16 protein-coding genes and 1 pseudogene are annotated in these 13,912 nt (G+C 60.3%); 7 read left to right on the forward strand and 10 right to left on the reverse strand.

What is annotated here, in order from left to right; genetic code table 11:
* Positions 1-60: 60 nt before the first annotated feature.
* The 4 genes and pseudogenes from KZH41_RS16905 to KZH41_RS16920 form a co-directional block, all read right to left on the reverse strand.
* Positions 61-429, reverse strand: coding sequence for a hypothetical protein (locus KZH41_RS16905; protein ID WP_263273171.1), 369 nt, complete (start codon positions 427-429; stop codon positions 61-63).
* A 159-nt stretch (positions 430-588) separates the two neighbouring features.
* Positions 589-798: pseudogene (locus tag KZH41_RS16910) on the reverse strand (helix-turn-helix domain-containing protein); the annotation flags it as partial.
* Positions 799-851: 53 nt separating this feature from the next.
* Complete coding sequence (locus tag KZH41_RS16915; protein WP_094950153.1) at positions 852-1,217, reverse strand: hypothetical protein; 366 nt, start codon at positions 1,215-1,217, stop codon at positions 852-854.
* A gap of 152 nt (positions 1,218-1,369) precedes the next feature.
* A complete protein-coding gene (locus KZH41_RS16920) occupies positions 1,370-2,191 on the reverse strand; it encodes an AraC family transcriptional regulator (RefSeq protein WP_094950154.1) in 822 nt (273 codons plus the stop codon).
* Positions 2,192-2,288: 97 nt separating this feature from the next.
* Between KZH41_RS16920 and KZH41_RS16925 the strand changes: the two genes are divergently transcribed.
* On the forward strand, positions 2,289-3,500 hold the full coding sequence (locus KZH41_RS16925) for an MFS transporter (RefSeq protein WP_094950155.1): 1,212 nt from the start codon (positions 2,289-2,291) through the stop codon (positions 3,498-3,500).
* Between the two features lie 300 nt (positions 3,501-3,800).
* On the opposite strand, the gene KZH41_RS16930 is transcribed toward KZH41_RS16925, so the two are convergent.
* Entirely contained in the window at positions 3,801-4,106 is a 306-nt protein-coding gene (locus KZH41_RS16930; protein WP_094950160.1) for a DUF2834 domain-containing protein, read from the reverse strand.
* Positions 4,107-4,189: 83 nt separating this feature from the next.
* On the opposite strand from KZH41_RS16930, the gene KZH41_RS16935 reads away from it, so the two are divergent.
* Both KZH41_RS16935 and KZH41_RS16940 read left to right on the forward strand, forming a co-directional pair.
* Positions 4,190-4,978: a helix-turn-helix domain-containing protein gene (locus KZH41_RS16935; RefSeq protein WP_094950157.1), complete on the forward strand. Its 789-nt coding sequence runs from the start codon at positions 4,190-4,192 to the stop codon at positions 4,976-4,978.
* A 55-nt stretch (positions 4,979-5,033) separates the two neighbouring features.
* Complete coding sequence (locus tag KZH41_RS16940) at positions 5,034-6,743, forward strand: amidase (protein ID WP_242150135.1); 1,710 nt, start codon at positions 5,034-5,036, stop codon at positions 6,741-6,743.
* A 280-nt stretch (positions 6,744-7,023) separates the two neighbouring features.
* Here the strand turns inward: KZH41_RS16940 and KZH41_RS16945 are convergent, their stop codons facing one another.
* From KZH41_RS16945 to KZH41_RS16955, 3 genes are read right to left on the reverse strand one after another with little or no spacing between them, the layout of a single operon-like run.
* The gene (locus KZH41_RS16945) at positions 7,024-7,761 is read right to left on the reverse strand and encodes a CPBP family intramembrane glutamic endopeptidase (RefSeq protein WP_263273175.1); all 738 of its coding nucleotides are present in this window, start codon (positions 7,759-7,761) and stop codon (positions 7,024-7,026) included.
* A 7-nt stretch (positions 7,762-7,768) separates the two neighbouring features.
* Complete coding sequence (locus KZH41_RS16950; protein ID WP_094953565.1) at positions 7,769-8,239, reverse strand: RidA family protein; 471 nt, start codon at positions 8,237-8,239, stop codon at positions 7,769-7,771.
* A complete protein-coding gene (locus tag KZH41_RS16955; protein ID WP_263273178.1) occupies positions 8,236-8,454 on the reverse strand; it encodes a DUF6434 domain-containing protein in 219 nt (72 codons plus the stop codon). Before KZH41_RS16955 ends, KZH41_RS16950 begins: the two co-directional genes overlap by 4 nt.
* 256 nt (positions 8,455-8,710) lie before the next feature.
* Here KZH41_RS16955 and KZH41_RS16960 point away from each other — a divergent pair, with 256 nt between their 5' ends.
* Complete coding sequence (locus tag KZH41_RS16960; RefSeq protein ID WP_083358615.1) at positions 8,711-9,142, forward strand: nuclear transport factor 2 family protein; 432 nt, start codon at positions 8,711-8,713, stop codon at positions 9,140-9,142.
* Positions 9,143-9,158: 16 nt separating this feature from the next.
* Here KZH41_RS16960 and KZH41_RS16965 read toward each other — a convergent pair whose 3' ends face one another.
* The gene (locus KZH41_RS16965) at positions 9,159-10,484 is read right to left on the reverse strand and encodes a PLP-dependent aminotransferase family protein (RefSeq protein ID WP_094953563.1); all 1,326 of its coding nucleotides are present in this window, start codon (positions 10,482-10,484) and stop codon (positions 9,159-9,161) included.
* An 89-nt stretch (positions 10,485-10,573) separates the two neighbouring features.
* On the opposite strand from KZH41_RS16965, the gene KZH41_RS16970 reads away from it, so the two are divergent.
* Entirely contained in the window at positions 10,574-11,464 is an 891-nt protein-coding gene (locus KZH41_RS16970) for a DMT family transporter (protein WP_094953562.1), read from the forward strand.
* On the opposite strand, the gene KZH41_RS16975 is transcribed toward KZH41_RS16970, so the two are convergent.
* Positions 11,461-12,015 carry a YceI family protein gene (locus KZH41_RS16975; RefSeq protein WP_242150141.1) on the reverse strand — a complete coding sequence of 185 codons (555 nt, stop codon included), beginning with the start codon at positions 12,013-12,015 and terminating at the stop codon, positions 11,461-11,463. The genes KZH41_RS16970 and KZH41_RS16975 overlap by 4 nt on opposite strands.
* A 135-nt stretch (positions 12,016-12,150) precedes the next feature.
* Here KZH41_RS16975 and KZH41_RS16980 point away from each other — a divergent pair, with 135 nt between their 5' ends.
* The gene (locus tag KZH41_RS16980) at positions 12,151-12,645 is read left to right on the forward strand and encodes a PaaI family thioesterase (protein WP_242150144.1); all 495 of its coding nucleotides are present in this window, start codon (positions 12,151-12,153) and stop codon (positions 12,643-12,645) included.
* A 44-nt stretch (positions 12,646-12,689) separates the two neighbouring features.
* Positions 12,690-13,577, forward strand: coding sequence for a YghX family hydrolase (gene yghX / locus KZH41_RS16985; protein ID WP_263273182.1), 888 nt, complete (start codon positions 12,690-12,692; stop codon positions 13,575-13,577).
* The last annotated feature ends 335 nt before the right edge of the window (positions 13,578-13,912 follow it).

Here is a 13,912-nt window from a genome sequence, read left to right on the forward strand (position 1 = left end):
TCAAACATGATGCGTGGACAACGCAGGCTCTTCTTAATTAACTCTGTATAGTTCAGCCGACTATAGATAGTTATTATATTCTTCCGGCATAACGATTTCATAACCCTCACTACCAGAACCAAACACCAAATCTACTTTTTGCCGACTTTTCAAATCAGTTTCCACTTCCGCCTCGGAAGTGATAAAAAGTTCAAAATCACTTTCATTTGTGAGCCCTATGGTCTCGCTGACACTCAAATCACTCCCCTCTATTGCCCGAACGTTAAAGATCACCGCACCGTCCAATTCAGCCGTCACCGTGTAATCGGAAACCGGCCCCCTTACCTTTCTTTCGAACACTTCGATTTTGTCATACAGGTTCACACAAGAGAGCTGTATAGACCCCGCTGTCGTCAATGTGAATTTTAACTTGACTTGATTCTTAAACATCGCAGCCACCCTATTTAGCAGTTTAATGAAAATCGCTCACACAATGATGTATTTCAACAAGGTCGAGGATGGGGATGTAAGACGCAACTGCCAACTGTCAATGCTTACAGTTCTTTATAAGCATTCGCAATAATAAAGTGCGTATTTAAGCGCTCCAAATTACCCGAGCACCTGACTCGGCGTCTTGCCAAACTGCTTCTTGAACATGCGGGTAAAGGCGCTTGGGCTTTCATCGCCCAACTCGATGGCCACCTCGATGATCTTCTCCCCTACCGCAATGCGCTGCAGCGCCAACAGCAAGCGTGCTTGTTGGCGCCATTGGCCGAACGTCAGGCCGGTTTCCTTGCGGAACCAGCGCTGATTAGGTTTGAGCGGCACGTCAAACCGCGGGTTGACGTGCTCTATTCTTAACGCAGCATTATTCAATGAGGACTGTCATCGTAGGGAGGGGTAAGGCCTACGTAATAACTCGACTTATCAGGACCGAAGGTTAATTGCATGCTTTCACCGTGATTTAACGTAGTCATCCCGCCCGCGTCTATGTCAATCTTAGATAGACTTTCATTTTTAACGCTGAATGTCGTCTTTTCCTTCAGGCCGCTACCATCCAGCGCACGGACGCACAGGGATACGCAGATTCCTATTTTAGGTGAAATTTTATAGTCAACCGTGGCCGCTTTGATTTTTCTAATGGACACCTCTTTTCCCGCACGGGGGGAGTAAAAGATCTCCATAGGCTCGGTTGTATTTAATGTAATTTCCAAACTAATTTCATCATCTTCAGCCATCACTGTCACCTCACTGTGAATTATCTTTTAATGCCGCTCACCCACTATTTTGCTTGAGCCTGACAAAATTACTTTTTCACTGCGCGATTGCCAACTGTCAACATTCACAGTTCTTTAGAGGCATTCGCAATAACAAAGCGTCACGTGATGCACTATTTAAAAAACTGACTCGGCGTCTTGCCAAACTGCTTCTTGAACATGCTGGTAAAGGCACTTGGGCTTTCATAGCCCAACTCGATGGCCACATCGATGATCTTCTCCCCTACCGCAATGCGCTCTAGCGCCAGCAGCAAGCGTGCTTGTTGGCGCCATTGGCCGAAGGTCAGGCCGGTTTCCTTGCGAAACAAGCGCTGGATGGTTTTCTGATCCAGGTCCAGTCGCTCGCTCCAATCCGCCACCGTGGAGGCATCGCCCGGCTCCTGTTGCAGCGCCTGGCAAATACGGTTGATGCGCAGGTCGACTGGCTGCGGCAGCGACAGCGGCAAGGCCGGCAGGATGGCGAGCTCGTCGAGGATCAGGTGCATGATTCGGGCGTCGCGCGAATCCTCGGCGTACGGCGGCTTCAAGCTGACCGAGGCCTTGATCAGCTCGCTCAGCAATGGCGACACACTCACGGTCTTGGGTTCGCTGGGCAAATTGGGAAAGCGGTCCGGGCGCACAAACACGCTGCGCATCTTCAGGGTGCCCACGCAGCGCAGTGAATGGACTTGCCCGCAGGGCATCCAGAAGCCGCGATTGGGCGGCACCGTCCATTGGTTCAGCGCCGAATACACCACCATCACGCCTTCGACGGCGTAGAGCAGTTGATGCTTCTCGTGGCTATGCTCGGGGATCACCCAGTTTTCGGGGTAATCGGTGGCGGAACTGATCACAGCCCAGTCGCCTTCGTCGATCTCCCGCAGAAATACATCCAGTGATTTGATGATTTCGCCCTTTTTGCGATGGTTAGCGCCCGAATTACGCGAGACAGGCATTTTCTGCGAATCTAGCATAAACGCCGCAACATTTAGAAACGGGCAGCGCGCTAAAGTACGCACTGCCCCTGTTCGCTGCCTTGTATGGAATGCCTGCATGTCGAGCCTGACCGCGCCACCCGCCACAGCAACCACTACGCCGCAAATAAGCCCCTTGGTCATGCGCGTCCTTGGCGCCTGCGCCCTGGCGCACATGATCAATGACCTGATCCAGGCCGTGTTGCCATCGATCTACCCGATGCTCAAGGCCAACTACGGGCTGAGCTTTACCCAAGTCGGCCTGATCACCCTCACCTTCCAACTGACCGCGTCCTTGCTGCAACCCTGGATCGGTTACCACACCGACCGCCACCCCAAGCCCTGGCTGTTGCCGGCGGGCATGGTGTGCACGTTGGTCGGCATCCTGCTGCTGGCGTTTGTCGGCACCTTCCCGTTGATCCTGTTGGCGGCGGCGCTGGTCGGTGTCGGCTCGTCGACCTTCCACCCGGAAACCTCACGCGTGGCGCGCCTGGCCTCGGGCGGGCGTTATGGCCTGGCACAATCGACCTTCCAGGTCGGCGGCAACACCGGCAGCGCCTTCGGCCCATTGCTGGCGGCGGCGATCATCATTCCGTACGGCCAAACTCATATCGCCTGGTTCGGGCTGTTCGCCGTGTTCGCGATCATGGTGCTGTACGGCTTGAGCCGTTGGTACCGCCACCACCTCAACCTGTTCAAACTCAAGCAAGGCGGCAAGGCCACCCACGGTTTGTCAAAAGGCCGCGTGACCTTTGCCTTGGTGGTATTGGCGCTGCTGGTGTTCTCCAAATACTTCTACATGACCAGCCTCACCAGCTACTTCACCTTTTACCTGATCGAGAAGTTCCACCTGTCGGTGGCCAGCTCGCAGATGTACCTGTTCCTGTTCCTCGGCGCGGTGGCCGTCGGCACCTTTGCCGGTGGACCGATTGGCGACAAGATCGGGCGCAAGAAAGTCATCTGGTTCTCGATCCTGGGCGCCGCGCCCTTCACCCTGGCCCTGCCCTACGTTGACCTGTTCTGGACCGCCGTGCTCAGCGTGGTGATCGGCTTCATCATCGCCTCGGCCTTTTCGGCCATCGTGGTCTTTGCCCAGGAACTGGTGCCGGGCAATGTGGGGATGATCGCGGGTATCTTCTTCGGCCTGATGTTTGGCTTCAGCGGCATTGGCGCCGCGTTGCTCGGCTTGCTGGCCGACAACCACGGCATCGAGTACGTCTATAAAATCTGCTCGTTCCTGCCGTTGGCGGGCATCCTGACGATTTTGCTGCCCTCGACCAAAGGCGTCTGACCGGCCGAACATCGGCACTGTTGGCCCAGGCTTGCACAGCTAGTTGTGGCGAGCGGGCGTACCCCGCGTTGGGCAGCGCAGCAGCCCCATCACAGGCGCTGCATTTCTTCCAGTGAGACCGCGGCGGCAGGTTTTAGGGCCGCTTCGCAGCCCAACGCGGGGCAAGCCCTAATGCCGTTCAGTTAAGCGAACGCAATGCCCAAAGCAGCGAAGATTAAATGTGGGAGCTGCGCTTAACTGAGCGGCATTAGGGCAAGCCCGCTCGCCACATCGAAATCCTCAAGGTTGGAATGCAGCCGTTCATTCATCTCGGTACCCATTCACGACGATGTAAAGCAACGGCCCCACCGACACAAACACCACCGTCAGCAAAAAGTACGGCACCACGCAGGCAACCGAACGCCCTCGCCCGCGCGCATCCCGGTACATCCACACACACGCCAGCAGCGCCATCAGATACAGGTCGATCACCACCTGCGCGGTGTCCGGCCGAGACATCAGTTCCCGCCCGAACGCCAGCAGCGATTGCTCGGCCGTGAGCATCGTGACCAGTGTGTACAGCGAAAATCCCAGCAAACCGGCCAAGGCGAAATAGGGTCTGTGCATGGTGCCTTCCTTGAAATGATCAAGGCTCAACATAGTGATAAGGTTGCGCCTCTCGCAATGACCTCGGAGGTCATAATCTGGCCATGGATACCCCTTCAACTGCCGGCCAACACCTGCGCCAATTGCGCCGACACGCCCAACTGAGCCAGCTGGACCTGGCTTTGATCACGGGTGTTTCCCAGCGCCATCTCAGCTGCATCGAAACCGGCCGCGCCAAGCCGAGCCCGGGCACGTTGCATGCGTTGCTCATGGCCCTGGACGCCCCGCTGGAGCAATGCAACCGCGTGTTCCTCGCCGCCGGTTATGCGCCGCGCTACACCGCTACACCGCTCGCGTCACCGGCCATGGCCGCCATTCGTGAAGCGGTCAGCCACGTGTTGCACGCCAACAACCCCGCCCCGGCGATTCTGCTGGGCAGCCAGTGGGAAGTCCTCGCCACCAATGCCAGTACCTGCGTTTTATTTGAGCTGGTGGGGATCAAAGCGAATGCGGCCAACGAGCTAAACCTGCTGACAACCCTGCTGCAAACCGGCGGCCTGGGTGATCACCTGATCAACGCCGAAGAGATCCGCACCGTCGCCTGGCAACGCGCCACGCGCGAGGCTCTGGGCAACCCGGCACTGGCGGCGTTGCTGGCGAGTTTGCCGGCGCCGCCCCGTACCGAACTGCCCATCGACATGCCGCCACTGGTGTTGACGCGTATCCGCTCAAGCCGGGGCGAGCTGAACTTCCTGTCGACCTTCACCACGTTCGGCATGCCCCAGGACATCACGCTCACCTCGCTGCGTATCGAACATCTGATTCCGGCTGACGAGCCCACGTGGCAAGTGATGCGCGCTGGCTATGCGGATTATGCCGCGCTGGTTTTGTGAAATATCTGTACGTAGACTGCCGCCATACCTCCAACTTGAAGGCGGCGAAAAACACGTGATGCACGTTACTGAAGTTTCCATTGCCCAACTGCGCGCGGCACTTGAAAGCGGCCAGACCACTGCCGTAGAACTGGTCCAGGCTTACCTGGCGCGGATCGAGGCCTATGACGGCGCGCAGACCGCCACCGCCTTGAATGCCGTGGTGGTGCGCAATCCCGAGGCGCTCAAAGAAGCCCAGGCGTGCGATGCACGTCGGGCCAAAGGCGAAACCTTGGGGCCATTGGACGGTATTCCCTACACCGCCAAAGACAGCTATTTGGTCAAGGGCCTGACGGCAGCTTCCGGCAGCCCGGCCTTCGCCAAACTGGTGGCGCAGCGTGACGCCTTCACCATTGAACGCCTGCGCGCCGGCGGCGCCATCTGCCTGGGCAAGACCAATATGCCGCCGATGGCCAACGGCGGGATGCAGCGCGGCGTGTATGGCCGCGCAGAAAGCCCGTATAACGCCGGCTACCTCACCGCACCGTTTGCCTCCGGTTCCTCCAACGGCGCGGGCACGGCAACGGCTGCCAGCTTCGCCGCCTTCGGCCTGGCCGAAGAAACCTGGTCAAGCGGGCGCGGCCCGGCGTCCAACAATGGCTTGTGTGCCTACACGCCGTCGCGCGGGGTAATTTCGGTGCGCGGTAACTGGCCGTTGACGCCAACCATGGACGTGGTGGTGCCGTATGCGCGCACCATGGCCGACTTGCTCGAAGTACTCGACGTGGTGGTCGCCGACGACCCCGACACCCGTGGCGACCTGTGGCGCCTGCAACCCTGGGTGCCAATCCCCAGCGTGGCTTCGGTGCGCCCAGCGTCTTATGCGGAGCTGGCGGTGAGCAGTGAATCCCTCGCTGGCAAACGTTTCGGCGTGCCGCGCATGTACATCAACGCCGACCCCGACGCCGGCACCAGCGAAAAGCCTGGGATCGGCGGGCCGACTGGGCAAAAGATCAACACCCGCGCCAGCGTCATCGACCTGTGGCAGGACGCGCGCCAGGCGCTGGAAGCCGCCGGGGCTGAAGTGATCGAGGTGGATTTCCCGCTGGTGTCCAACTGCGAAGGCGACCGCCCTGGCGCGCCGACCGTATTTACCCGCGGCCTGGTCTCTAAGGAATTTCTGCACGACGAATTGTGGGAGCTGTCGGCCTGGGCGTTCGATGACTTCCTGCGCGCCAACGGCGACCCGCACCTGAACCGCCTGGCTGACGTGGACGGGCCGAAAATCTTCCCACACGACCCCGGCACCCTGCCCAACCGTGAAGACGACCTGGCCGCCGGCATGGACGAATACGTGCGCATGGCCGAGCGCGGCATCACGCCGTGGAACGAGATCAGCACCGTGCCGGATGGCCTGCGTGGCCTGGAGCAAACCCGGCGCATCGACCTGGAAGACTGGATGGACACGCTGGGGCTGGACGCGGTGCTGTTCCCCACCGTGGCCGACGTTGGCCCGGCGGATGCCGATGTTAACGAAGCCAGCGCCGACATTGCCTGGAGCAACGGCGTCTGGGTGGCCAACGGCAACCTCGCGATTCGCCACCTGGGCGTGCCCACCGTCACCGTGCCGATGGGCGTGATGGCAGACATCGGCATGCCGGTGGGGCTGACCTTCGCCGGGCGTGCCTATGACGACTCGGCGCTGCTGCGGTTTGCGTGCGCGTATGAAGCCACCGGCAGCAAACGCCAGATCCCACCGCGCACGCCGCCGCTGACAGCAGAATAAACGCGGGCAAAAAAATGTGGGAGCTGGCTTGCTCGCGAAAGCGCTGGGTCAGTCACCGGATGTATTGGCTGACACACCACCTTCGCGAGCAAGCCCGCTCCCACATTGGCCTGTGTTTCAAATCAAGTGATGCAGGGCACGGCGATCAGTAGCAGGCTAAACGCGGTCCAAATGTGGGAGCTGGCTTGCCTGCGATAGCGGTGGATCAGTTGGCCTAGTTGTCACTGAAAGACAGCCATCGCAGGCAAGCCCGCTCCCACAGATTTTGCTGTGTTTCAACTCAAGCCATGTAGGGCACGGCAATCAGCAAGATTGCCGTGCCGTGGGTGGCGGTCGCCGCCAGTACGCCATAGCGCAGGCGCACCAGCGCGCAGGCCAACCCTTCGATCAGGGTGAACAGCAACACCGGCCAGCCGAGTTGGGTCACGCTCAGCGCCAGGAATGCATGGCAGGCCGCAAAGGCTACGCCGCTGATCAATGCCGCACGCAATGGTGTCAGTTGTTGCTCCAGGTAACCCTGCAAGAACCCGCGAAACAGCACCTCTTCCAATGCATTAGCGCCATAGGCCAAGACCACCATGCCCGGCAGCCAGACCCAGTAGCCATGGATCTCGCTGGCCTCGATGCCTTGGTAAACCCGCAGCGGCACACCGATCAAACAGCCAACTATCAGCCCTGCACCCAGGCCAACAACCGGGTTACCGATGGTCCAGCGCACCAGCCGCCACAACTCCGGCGCGATGCGTGCCAACAGCATAATCAGCAACACCGACAGCCCGCCCAGTGCCGCCAGCACGAACGCATTGGCGCTGAATGCAATCTGCACCTCGCGGCTGAGCGCCCACAGGCCCAGCGGCGTCATTGCATCACGCATCAACACGAACGCCGCCAACAAGATCAGGATGCGCATCGCAGTCAGCACCCTGGGCGTCAGCGCAAACCACACGCCAAACAACACCAGCCCAGGCGCTACGTAGGTGGCGTAGTTGATCAGTACCACCAAGCCCTGAGTGATCATGTGCGAGTCAACCGTGAGCCACGGCAATCATGTCGATCTCCACCGCCGCCGACTTCGGCAACTGCATCACCCCCAGCGACGTACGCGTATGTACCCCGGCGCTGCCGAGAATCTCGTGCAACAGGTCCGAGGCACCGTTGGCCACTTCACTTTGCTGATCAAAATCTTCAGCGCTGCGCACATACACGTTGATGCGCGGGATGGCCTTGATCTGGTCCAGCGAACCCAGCGCCTGCTTGAGCAAGCCCAGGCAACGCAGTGCGCTGATACCGGCGGCGATTTGCGCCTGGGCCAGGGTCAGGCTGTCGCCGACTTTGCCCGGCAGCACGATAGTGTCTCCCACACGGGGAATCTGGCCGCTGATGTACAAGTGGTTGCCCTCGCGCACCCACGGCGTGTAGTTGCCGCCGATTTTGAATTCGTTCAGCTGATAGCCAATGCGCTGTTGAGCGGCCTGGTATTTTTCGTCGCGTGTCATGGGCGTGAGTCCTCGTTTCGACGTTGCCACTCAACCACCACATCGCCCAGGGTCTTGGGAATGTCGTTGCGAATCCAGGCCATGAATGGCCGGTCGAACTTGAACGCGGGGCCACAGTGTAAAAGCATGAAGCGGCGTACGTTCTGGGTACTTTTGTAGTGTGGCGTCACGGGCGTAGCGCGGGTGATGGGGTCGCTGTGCCAGTCAAAATCCATAGTGTTCACCGGGCGATTGTTGTTTCGGCAGTAGCATAGCGATGTGCTACTTGGGCAGGAAGCGGCAAGATCAGTCCTTGAAACCCACCCAATGTGTTGGGATATCGTACAAGGGCAACAGGCTCTTAAAATGCCTTTTAGCCCATCACTTTCAAATATTTCAAATTTTCACTTTCCTTCACCGCTCGAAATATTGCATGGTTGTACGACAACTTAAATTGTCGTGTTCGCCCCTAACAACAATAAGGAAGCACCCATGCCAAACGTCAAAGTGCTGATCGGTTTTCTGTGCCTGTTTACCGGCTACGTCGCAGCTGCGCCTGCCCCCGCCGAGAAGGATGTGGCCCAAGCGGTCGACCAACTGACCCAAGCCATGCTGCACCTGGACCTCAAACAGCTTCACGCCTTGACCTCCGACAAACTCACCTACGGCCACTCCAGCGGCAAGGTGCAGAACAAAGCGCAATTTATCGCGGACCTTGAAACCCACACCAGCGCCTTCAAGACCCTCGAAATGCAGAACCAGACCATCACCCTGGACGGCGACACCGCCCTGGTGCGCAACCACTTTCACGCGCTGGCGGTGAACAGCGGCGTAGACACGCCCACCGACATCGACAACTTCCAGGTCTGGCAGAAGCAAAAAGGCCAATGGCTGCTGATCGGGCGTCAGGCTTACAAGTACTGATCGCCATCGGTGCGGCTCACCACCGCACCACTTCGCGCACCGTCACCAGCGCCTCACGCAGCGCCGCCATGTCCACCGAGCCCAGCGCCAACCGCAACGCATGCGGCACGATCGCCGACACCGTAAACGGCTCGGCGGTGGACACGCAAATACCCTCGCGCTGCAACACCATGGCGACCTGATCAGCCCGCGCGTCCTCCCCCAGCGGCAACCACAGAAAATACGATGACGGGTGGCTGATGTACTCCACGCCTTTGAGCACCTGCGCAGCCAAGGCCTGCCGCGCCTGGGCATCCTGGCGTTTTTGCGCTTCCAACTGCGCGACGGTGCCGTCCTCGATCCAGGCCACGGCCAGCGCGCTCATCACCCCGGGCACGTTCCAAGTGGTGGCCATGATGGTGCGTTCCAGCTTCTTTACCCACGGCGCCGGCGCTGCAACAAACCCCACGCGCAAGCCGGTGGCGACGCTCTTGGAAAACCCGCCGACGTACACCGTGCACTCAGGCGCCAAGGTCGCCAGTGGCGGCGGTGCCTCTGCGGCCAGAAACGCGTAGGCCGCGTCCTCGATGATTATCAGGTGGTGCTGACGGGCAATGCTGACCAGTTGCTCGCGCTGCGCCAGGCTCATCACCCAGCCCAACGGGTTGTGCAAGGTCGGAATGCTGTACACCGCGCGCACCGGGCGCTTGCTGCACAGGCGTTGCAGTGCGTCCAGGTCCGGGCCGCCGGCAGTGACCGGGATGGCGACGATTTCCAGGTGCAGGGTTTCGGCCAGCACCTTGAAGCCTGAATAGGTCAGTGCATCGACGGCGACCACATCCCCAGGCTTGAGCAACGCCATCATGGTCACCGCCAGCCCATGCTGCGCGCCGCTGACCACCAGCACCTGCTCGGCCTCAACACTCAGGCCCCGGCTCAACAGGTGCCGCGCCACCACCGCGCGCTCGTGCAGGCGGCCAGCGTGGGGCTGGTAACGCAGCAAGGCGTCGAGGTCGCCCGACAGCGCCAGTTGGCGCAAAGCCGTGCGCAACAGATCGGCCTGGCCCGGCAACGACGGGTAGTTGAAGTTGAGGTCGAGCATGCCGGTTGCGACGCTCATCTGCCCACTGCCCTGCCCCGGCGGTAACGAAATCTCACGCACAAAAGTGCCCCGCCCGGTTTCACCACTGACCAGGCCCATGGCCTCAAGCTCGGTGTACACCCGGCTGGCGGTGACCAGCGCCAGGCCGTGGTCGGCGGCCAATTGCCGGTGGGTGGGCAAGCGTGTGCCGGGCGCCAGTGCGCCGCTGCGGATGTCCTCGGCGTAGGTGTCGACCAACGACTTGTAGCGGGCGCGTGGCATCGGCGATGTATCCATGACAATTTTTTGATTGTCTTAATCTTCAATCCTAGGATGGCCAAACGCAACTTATCCTTTTCGAGCACGCCCTCATGGAACGCACCTCACGCCTCAACACCCTCGACAGCAGCACCCAAGGTTGGATCAACGGCTTTATCGGCGTGGTGATTTTCAGCGGCTCGCTGCCGGCCACACGTTTGGCGGTGATGGAATTCAACCCGGTGTTCCTGACCATGATCCGCGCCACCCTCGCCGCTGCGCTGGGGCTGTGCCTGCTGTGGCTGTTCCGGGAGAAACGCCCCGCGCGCGGCCAATGGGCGCCGCTGGCAATCGTCGCGTTCGGCGTGGTCATCGGCTTCCCATTGCTCACAGCGCTGGCGCTGCAATACGTGACGTCTGCCCACTCCATCGTGTTTATCGGCCTGCTGCCGCTGGCCACGGCGGTGTTTGGCGTGCTGCGTGGCGGCGAGCGGCCGCGCCCGGTGTTCTGGTTGTTTTCTATCCTCGGCAGCCTGCTGGTGATGGGCTATGCCGTTGCCCAAGGCTTGAGCGCCGCGCCCGCCGGTGACGTGCTGATGTTATTGGCGGTGCTGGTGTGCGGTTTGGGGTATGCCGAGGGCGCCAAGTTGTCGCGCAGCCTGGGCGGTTGGCAGGTGATCTGCTGGGCGCTGGTGGTGTCGTTGCCGGTGGTGGCGCCGTTGAGCCTGATCCTGGCGCCCGCGACCTTGACCGGCATCAGCCTGCCAGCGTGGCTGAGCCTGGGTTATGTGTCGTTGTTCAGCATGCTGATCGGTTTTGTGTTCTGGTACCGCGGCCTGGCCCAGGGTGGCATCGCCGCCGTCGGCCAGTTGCAACTGCTGCAGCCGTTCTTTGGCCTGGCGCTAGCGGCGGGCCTGCTGCATGAGCAGGTCAGCCTGGGCATGCTGCTGGTAACCGTTGCGGTGATCGGCTGCGTGGCAGGGGCAAAAAGGTTCGCACGCTAGCGTTGCGGCGCGACCATCTTGAACTTGATGTTGATGTCGTTGGACACCACGCTGTTGCCCGCCCACTCGCCCTCGCCGATCTTGAAGTCGGCGCGCTTGAGCACGAACTCACCGTCGAACACACCGATGCCGCTTTGCTCCTTGAGCAACACCGTGATATCCACCGGCCGCGTAATGCCCTTGATCGTCAGGTTGCCGGTGATCTTGTAGCGGTTATTACCCAGCGCCGTGGCGCCGCTGGATTCATACACACCGACCGGATAGGTCGCGGTGTCGAACCACGCGGCCTGTTGCAACTGGGTATTGGCGTCCTGGCTGCCGGCATCGATGCTGGCGAGCTGGATCTTGAGCAACGCACGCGCCGCTTCGGGCTTTTGCGTATCGAAGCTCAGGGTGCCCTCAAAGTCGCTGAAGGTGCCGTACACCCGCTGCCCGAACTGCTGAAAGGTAAAGCTGATCTGGCTGGCCGTACGGTTAACGTCTTTGTATTCCACCGCCTGGGCGCTGGCAAACCAACCAGAGACGAGGGCCAGCAGGACGACCAGGGACATTCGACACTTCATGGAACACTCCGCAAAACAAAGGACAAACGTGCTGAGCTAACACGCCACGGTATGGATTTATTCCCTTTCGGTGCGTGCCCTGCTAAACAGAGTAGTCGCCAAAAGAAACAATAAGGACTTTGCATGCACACCCCTTCCCTGCAGGACACCACCGCCCCCGAAGGCATTTGCTACGGCTGCGGCGGCAGCAACCCGCATGGCCTGCATATCAAGAGCCGCTGGTATGCCGATGGCGTCCATGTCATCGCCGAGCATCAGCCCGAGGCCAAATACAGCGGCTGGCCCGAGCTGGTCTACGGCGGCCTGATCGCCATGCTGGTGGACTGCCACTCCAACTGGACCGCCATGGCCTACCACTATCGCGCCGAGCAGCGCGAACCCGGCAGCCTGCCGCGCATCGACTGCGTCACCGGCAACCTGGGCATCAAATTCATCAAACCCACGCCCATGGGCGTAACGCTGAGCCTACGCGCGCGGGTGGAGGGCGAAGTGGGGCGTAAAAGCCGCGTGGTCTGCGAGGTGTACGCCGGAGACGTGCTCACCGCCATCGGCGACTCGGTGTTCGTGCGCGTCGACACCCGGCAACTGTCAGATTCCGCCCATGGCCGCGTGCGCTGATCCTGGTCTACATTGACTGGCACCGCTAATCGAGGAATGCACCGATGACTCGTCTCACCGCGAAAGACTTTGCCCCCGAACTGCTGGAACTCTACGACGGCTACGCCCACGGCAAGCTCAACCGGCGCGAATTTCTAGACCGCGCAGCGCTGTTCACCTTCGGCGGCCTCACCGCCTCCGCGCTGCTGGCGGCCCTGAGCCCCAACTACGCGCTGGCCGAACAAGTCAAATTCACCGACCCCGACATCATCGCCGACTACATCACCTACCCCTCGCCCAAAGGCAACGGCACAGTGCGCGGCTACCTGGTGCGCCCGGCCAAAGCCAGCGGCAAACTGCCGGCCGTGGTGGTGGTCCACGAAAACCGTGGCCTGAACCCCTACATCGAAGACGTGGCAAGGCGCCTGGCCAAAGCCGGCTTCATCGCCCTGGCGCCGGACGGCCTGACCTCCGTGGGCGGCTACCCCGGCAACGATGAAAAAGGCGTGGAACTGCAACAGAAAGTCGACCCCGAAAAACTCATGAACGACTTCTTCGCCGCCATCGAATGGCTGATGCACCACGACAGCAGCACCGGCAAAGTCGGGATTACCGGCTTCTGCTACGGCGGCGGCGTGACCAATGCGGCAGCGGTGGCCTACCCCGAATTGGGCGCGGCAGTGTCGTTCTACGGGCGTCAACCGGAGGCCAAGGACGTGCCACGCATCAAGGCGCCCATCATGCTGCACTACGGCGAGTTGGATACGCGGATCAACGAAGGCTGGCCTGCTTATGAGAAGGCGTTGAAGGCGGCGGGTACGACGTATGAGGCGTTTATCTACAAGGGCGCCAACCATGGGTTTCATAATGATTCGACGCCGAGATATGACGAGGCGGCGGCGAATCTGGCGTGGGAAAGAACCCTCGGCTGGTTTCACAAATACCTGGCCTAGCCCCCATCTAAACTGTGGGAGCTGGCTTGCCTGCGATGGCGGTCTTGCAGTGACAAATATGCTGGCCGGCCCGGCGCTATCGCAGGCAAGCCAGCTCCCACATATGATCGGTGTTGGTTGATCGACATGCATTGTTAAAGGCCAGCAATCCATATCCCTTTAATTTGCAGGAAGTTTTCTAGACAATCCTTCGGCCTTGCGCCTGCTCACGCCACTGGCTAGCCTTCGCTCTGTCGCTGCACATCAGCGATCGGGTGTGGAAACCTGGGAATCAGTAGGCGCAAAGCGCCAGCACCATCAGACCGATGTCGGCGTTTTCTTTTCGCCTTCAGAAA

The organism is Pseudomonas sp. YeP6b (assembly GCF_025642995.1).
Taxonomy (GTDB): domain Bacteria; phylum Pseudomonadota; class Gammaproteobacteria; order Pseudomonadales; family Pseudomonadaceae; genus Aquipseudomonas.

What these genes read in the sequence shown, in the direction of transcription:
- KZH41_RS16950 (WP_094953565.1), bottom strand. Translation starts at nt 8,239, where the DNA reads ATGACACGCGACGAAAAATACCAGGCCGCTCAACAGCGCATTGGCTAT.
- KZH41_RS16955 (WP_263273178.1), bottom strand. Translation starts at nt 8,454, where the DNA reads ATGGATTTTGACTGGCACAGCGACCCCATCACCCGCGCTACGCCCGTG.
- KZH41_RS16980 (WP_242150144.1), top strand. Translation starts at nt 12,151, where the DNA reads ATGCACACCCCTTCCCTGCAGGACACCACCGCCCCCGAAGGCATTTGC.
- KZH41_RS16930 (WP_094950160.1), bottom strand. Translation starts at nt 4,106, where the DNA reads ATGCACAGACCCTATTTCGCCTTGGCCGGTTTGCTGGGATTTTCGCTG.
- KZH41_RS16915 (WP_094950153.1), bottom strand. Translation starts at nt 1,217, where the DNA reads ATGGCTGAAGATGATGAAATTAGTTTGGAAATTACATTAAATACAACC.
- KZH41_RS16965 (WP_094953563.1), bottom strand. Translation starts at nt 10,484, where the DNA reads ATGCCACGCGCCCGCTACAAGTCGTTGGTCGACACCTACGCCGAGGAC.
- KZH41_RS16905 (WP_263273171.1), bottom strand. Translation starts at nt 429, where the DNA reads ATGTTTAAGAATCAAGTCAAGTTAAAATTCACATTGACGACAGCGGGG.
- KZH41_RS16935 (WP_094950157.1), top strand. Translation starts at nt 4,190, where the DNA reads ATGGATACCCCTTCAACTGCCGGCCAACACCTGCGCCAATTGCGCCGA.
- KZH41_RS16925 (WP_094950155.1), top strand. Translation starts at nt 2,289, where the DNA reads ATGTCGAGCCTGACCGCGCCACCCGCCACAGCAACCACTACGCCGCAA.
- KZH41_RS16970 (WP_094953562.1), top strand. Translation starts at nt 10,574, where the DNA reads ATGGAACGCACCTCACGCCTCAACACCCTCGACAGCAGCACCCAAGGT.
- KZH41_RS16920 (WP_094950154.1), bottom strand. Translation starts at nt 2,191, where the DNA reads ATGCCTGTCTCGCGTAATTCGGGCGCTAACCATCGCAAAAAGGGCGAA.
- KZH41_RS16945 (WP_263273175.1), bottom strand. Translation starts at nt 7,761, where the DNA reads ATGATCACTCAGGGCTTGGTGGTACTGATCAACTACGCCACCTACGTA.
- KZH41_RS16975 (WP_242150141.1), bottom strand. Translation starts at nt 12,015, where the DNA reads ATGTCCCTGGTCGTCCTGCTGGCCCTCGTCTCTGGTTGGTTTGCCAGC.
- KZH41_RS16960 (WP_083358615.1), top strand. Translation starts at nt 8,711, where the DNA reads ATGCCAAACGTCAAAGTGCTGATCGGTTTTCTGTGCCTGTTTACCGGC.
- yghX (WP_263273182.1), top strand. Translation starts at nt 12,690, where the DNA reads ATGACTCGTCTCACCGCGAAAGACTTTGCCCCCGAACTGCTGGAACTC.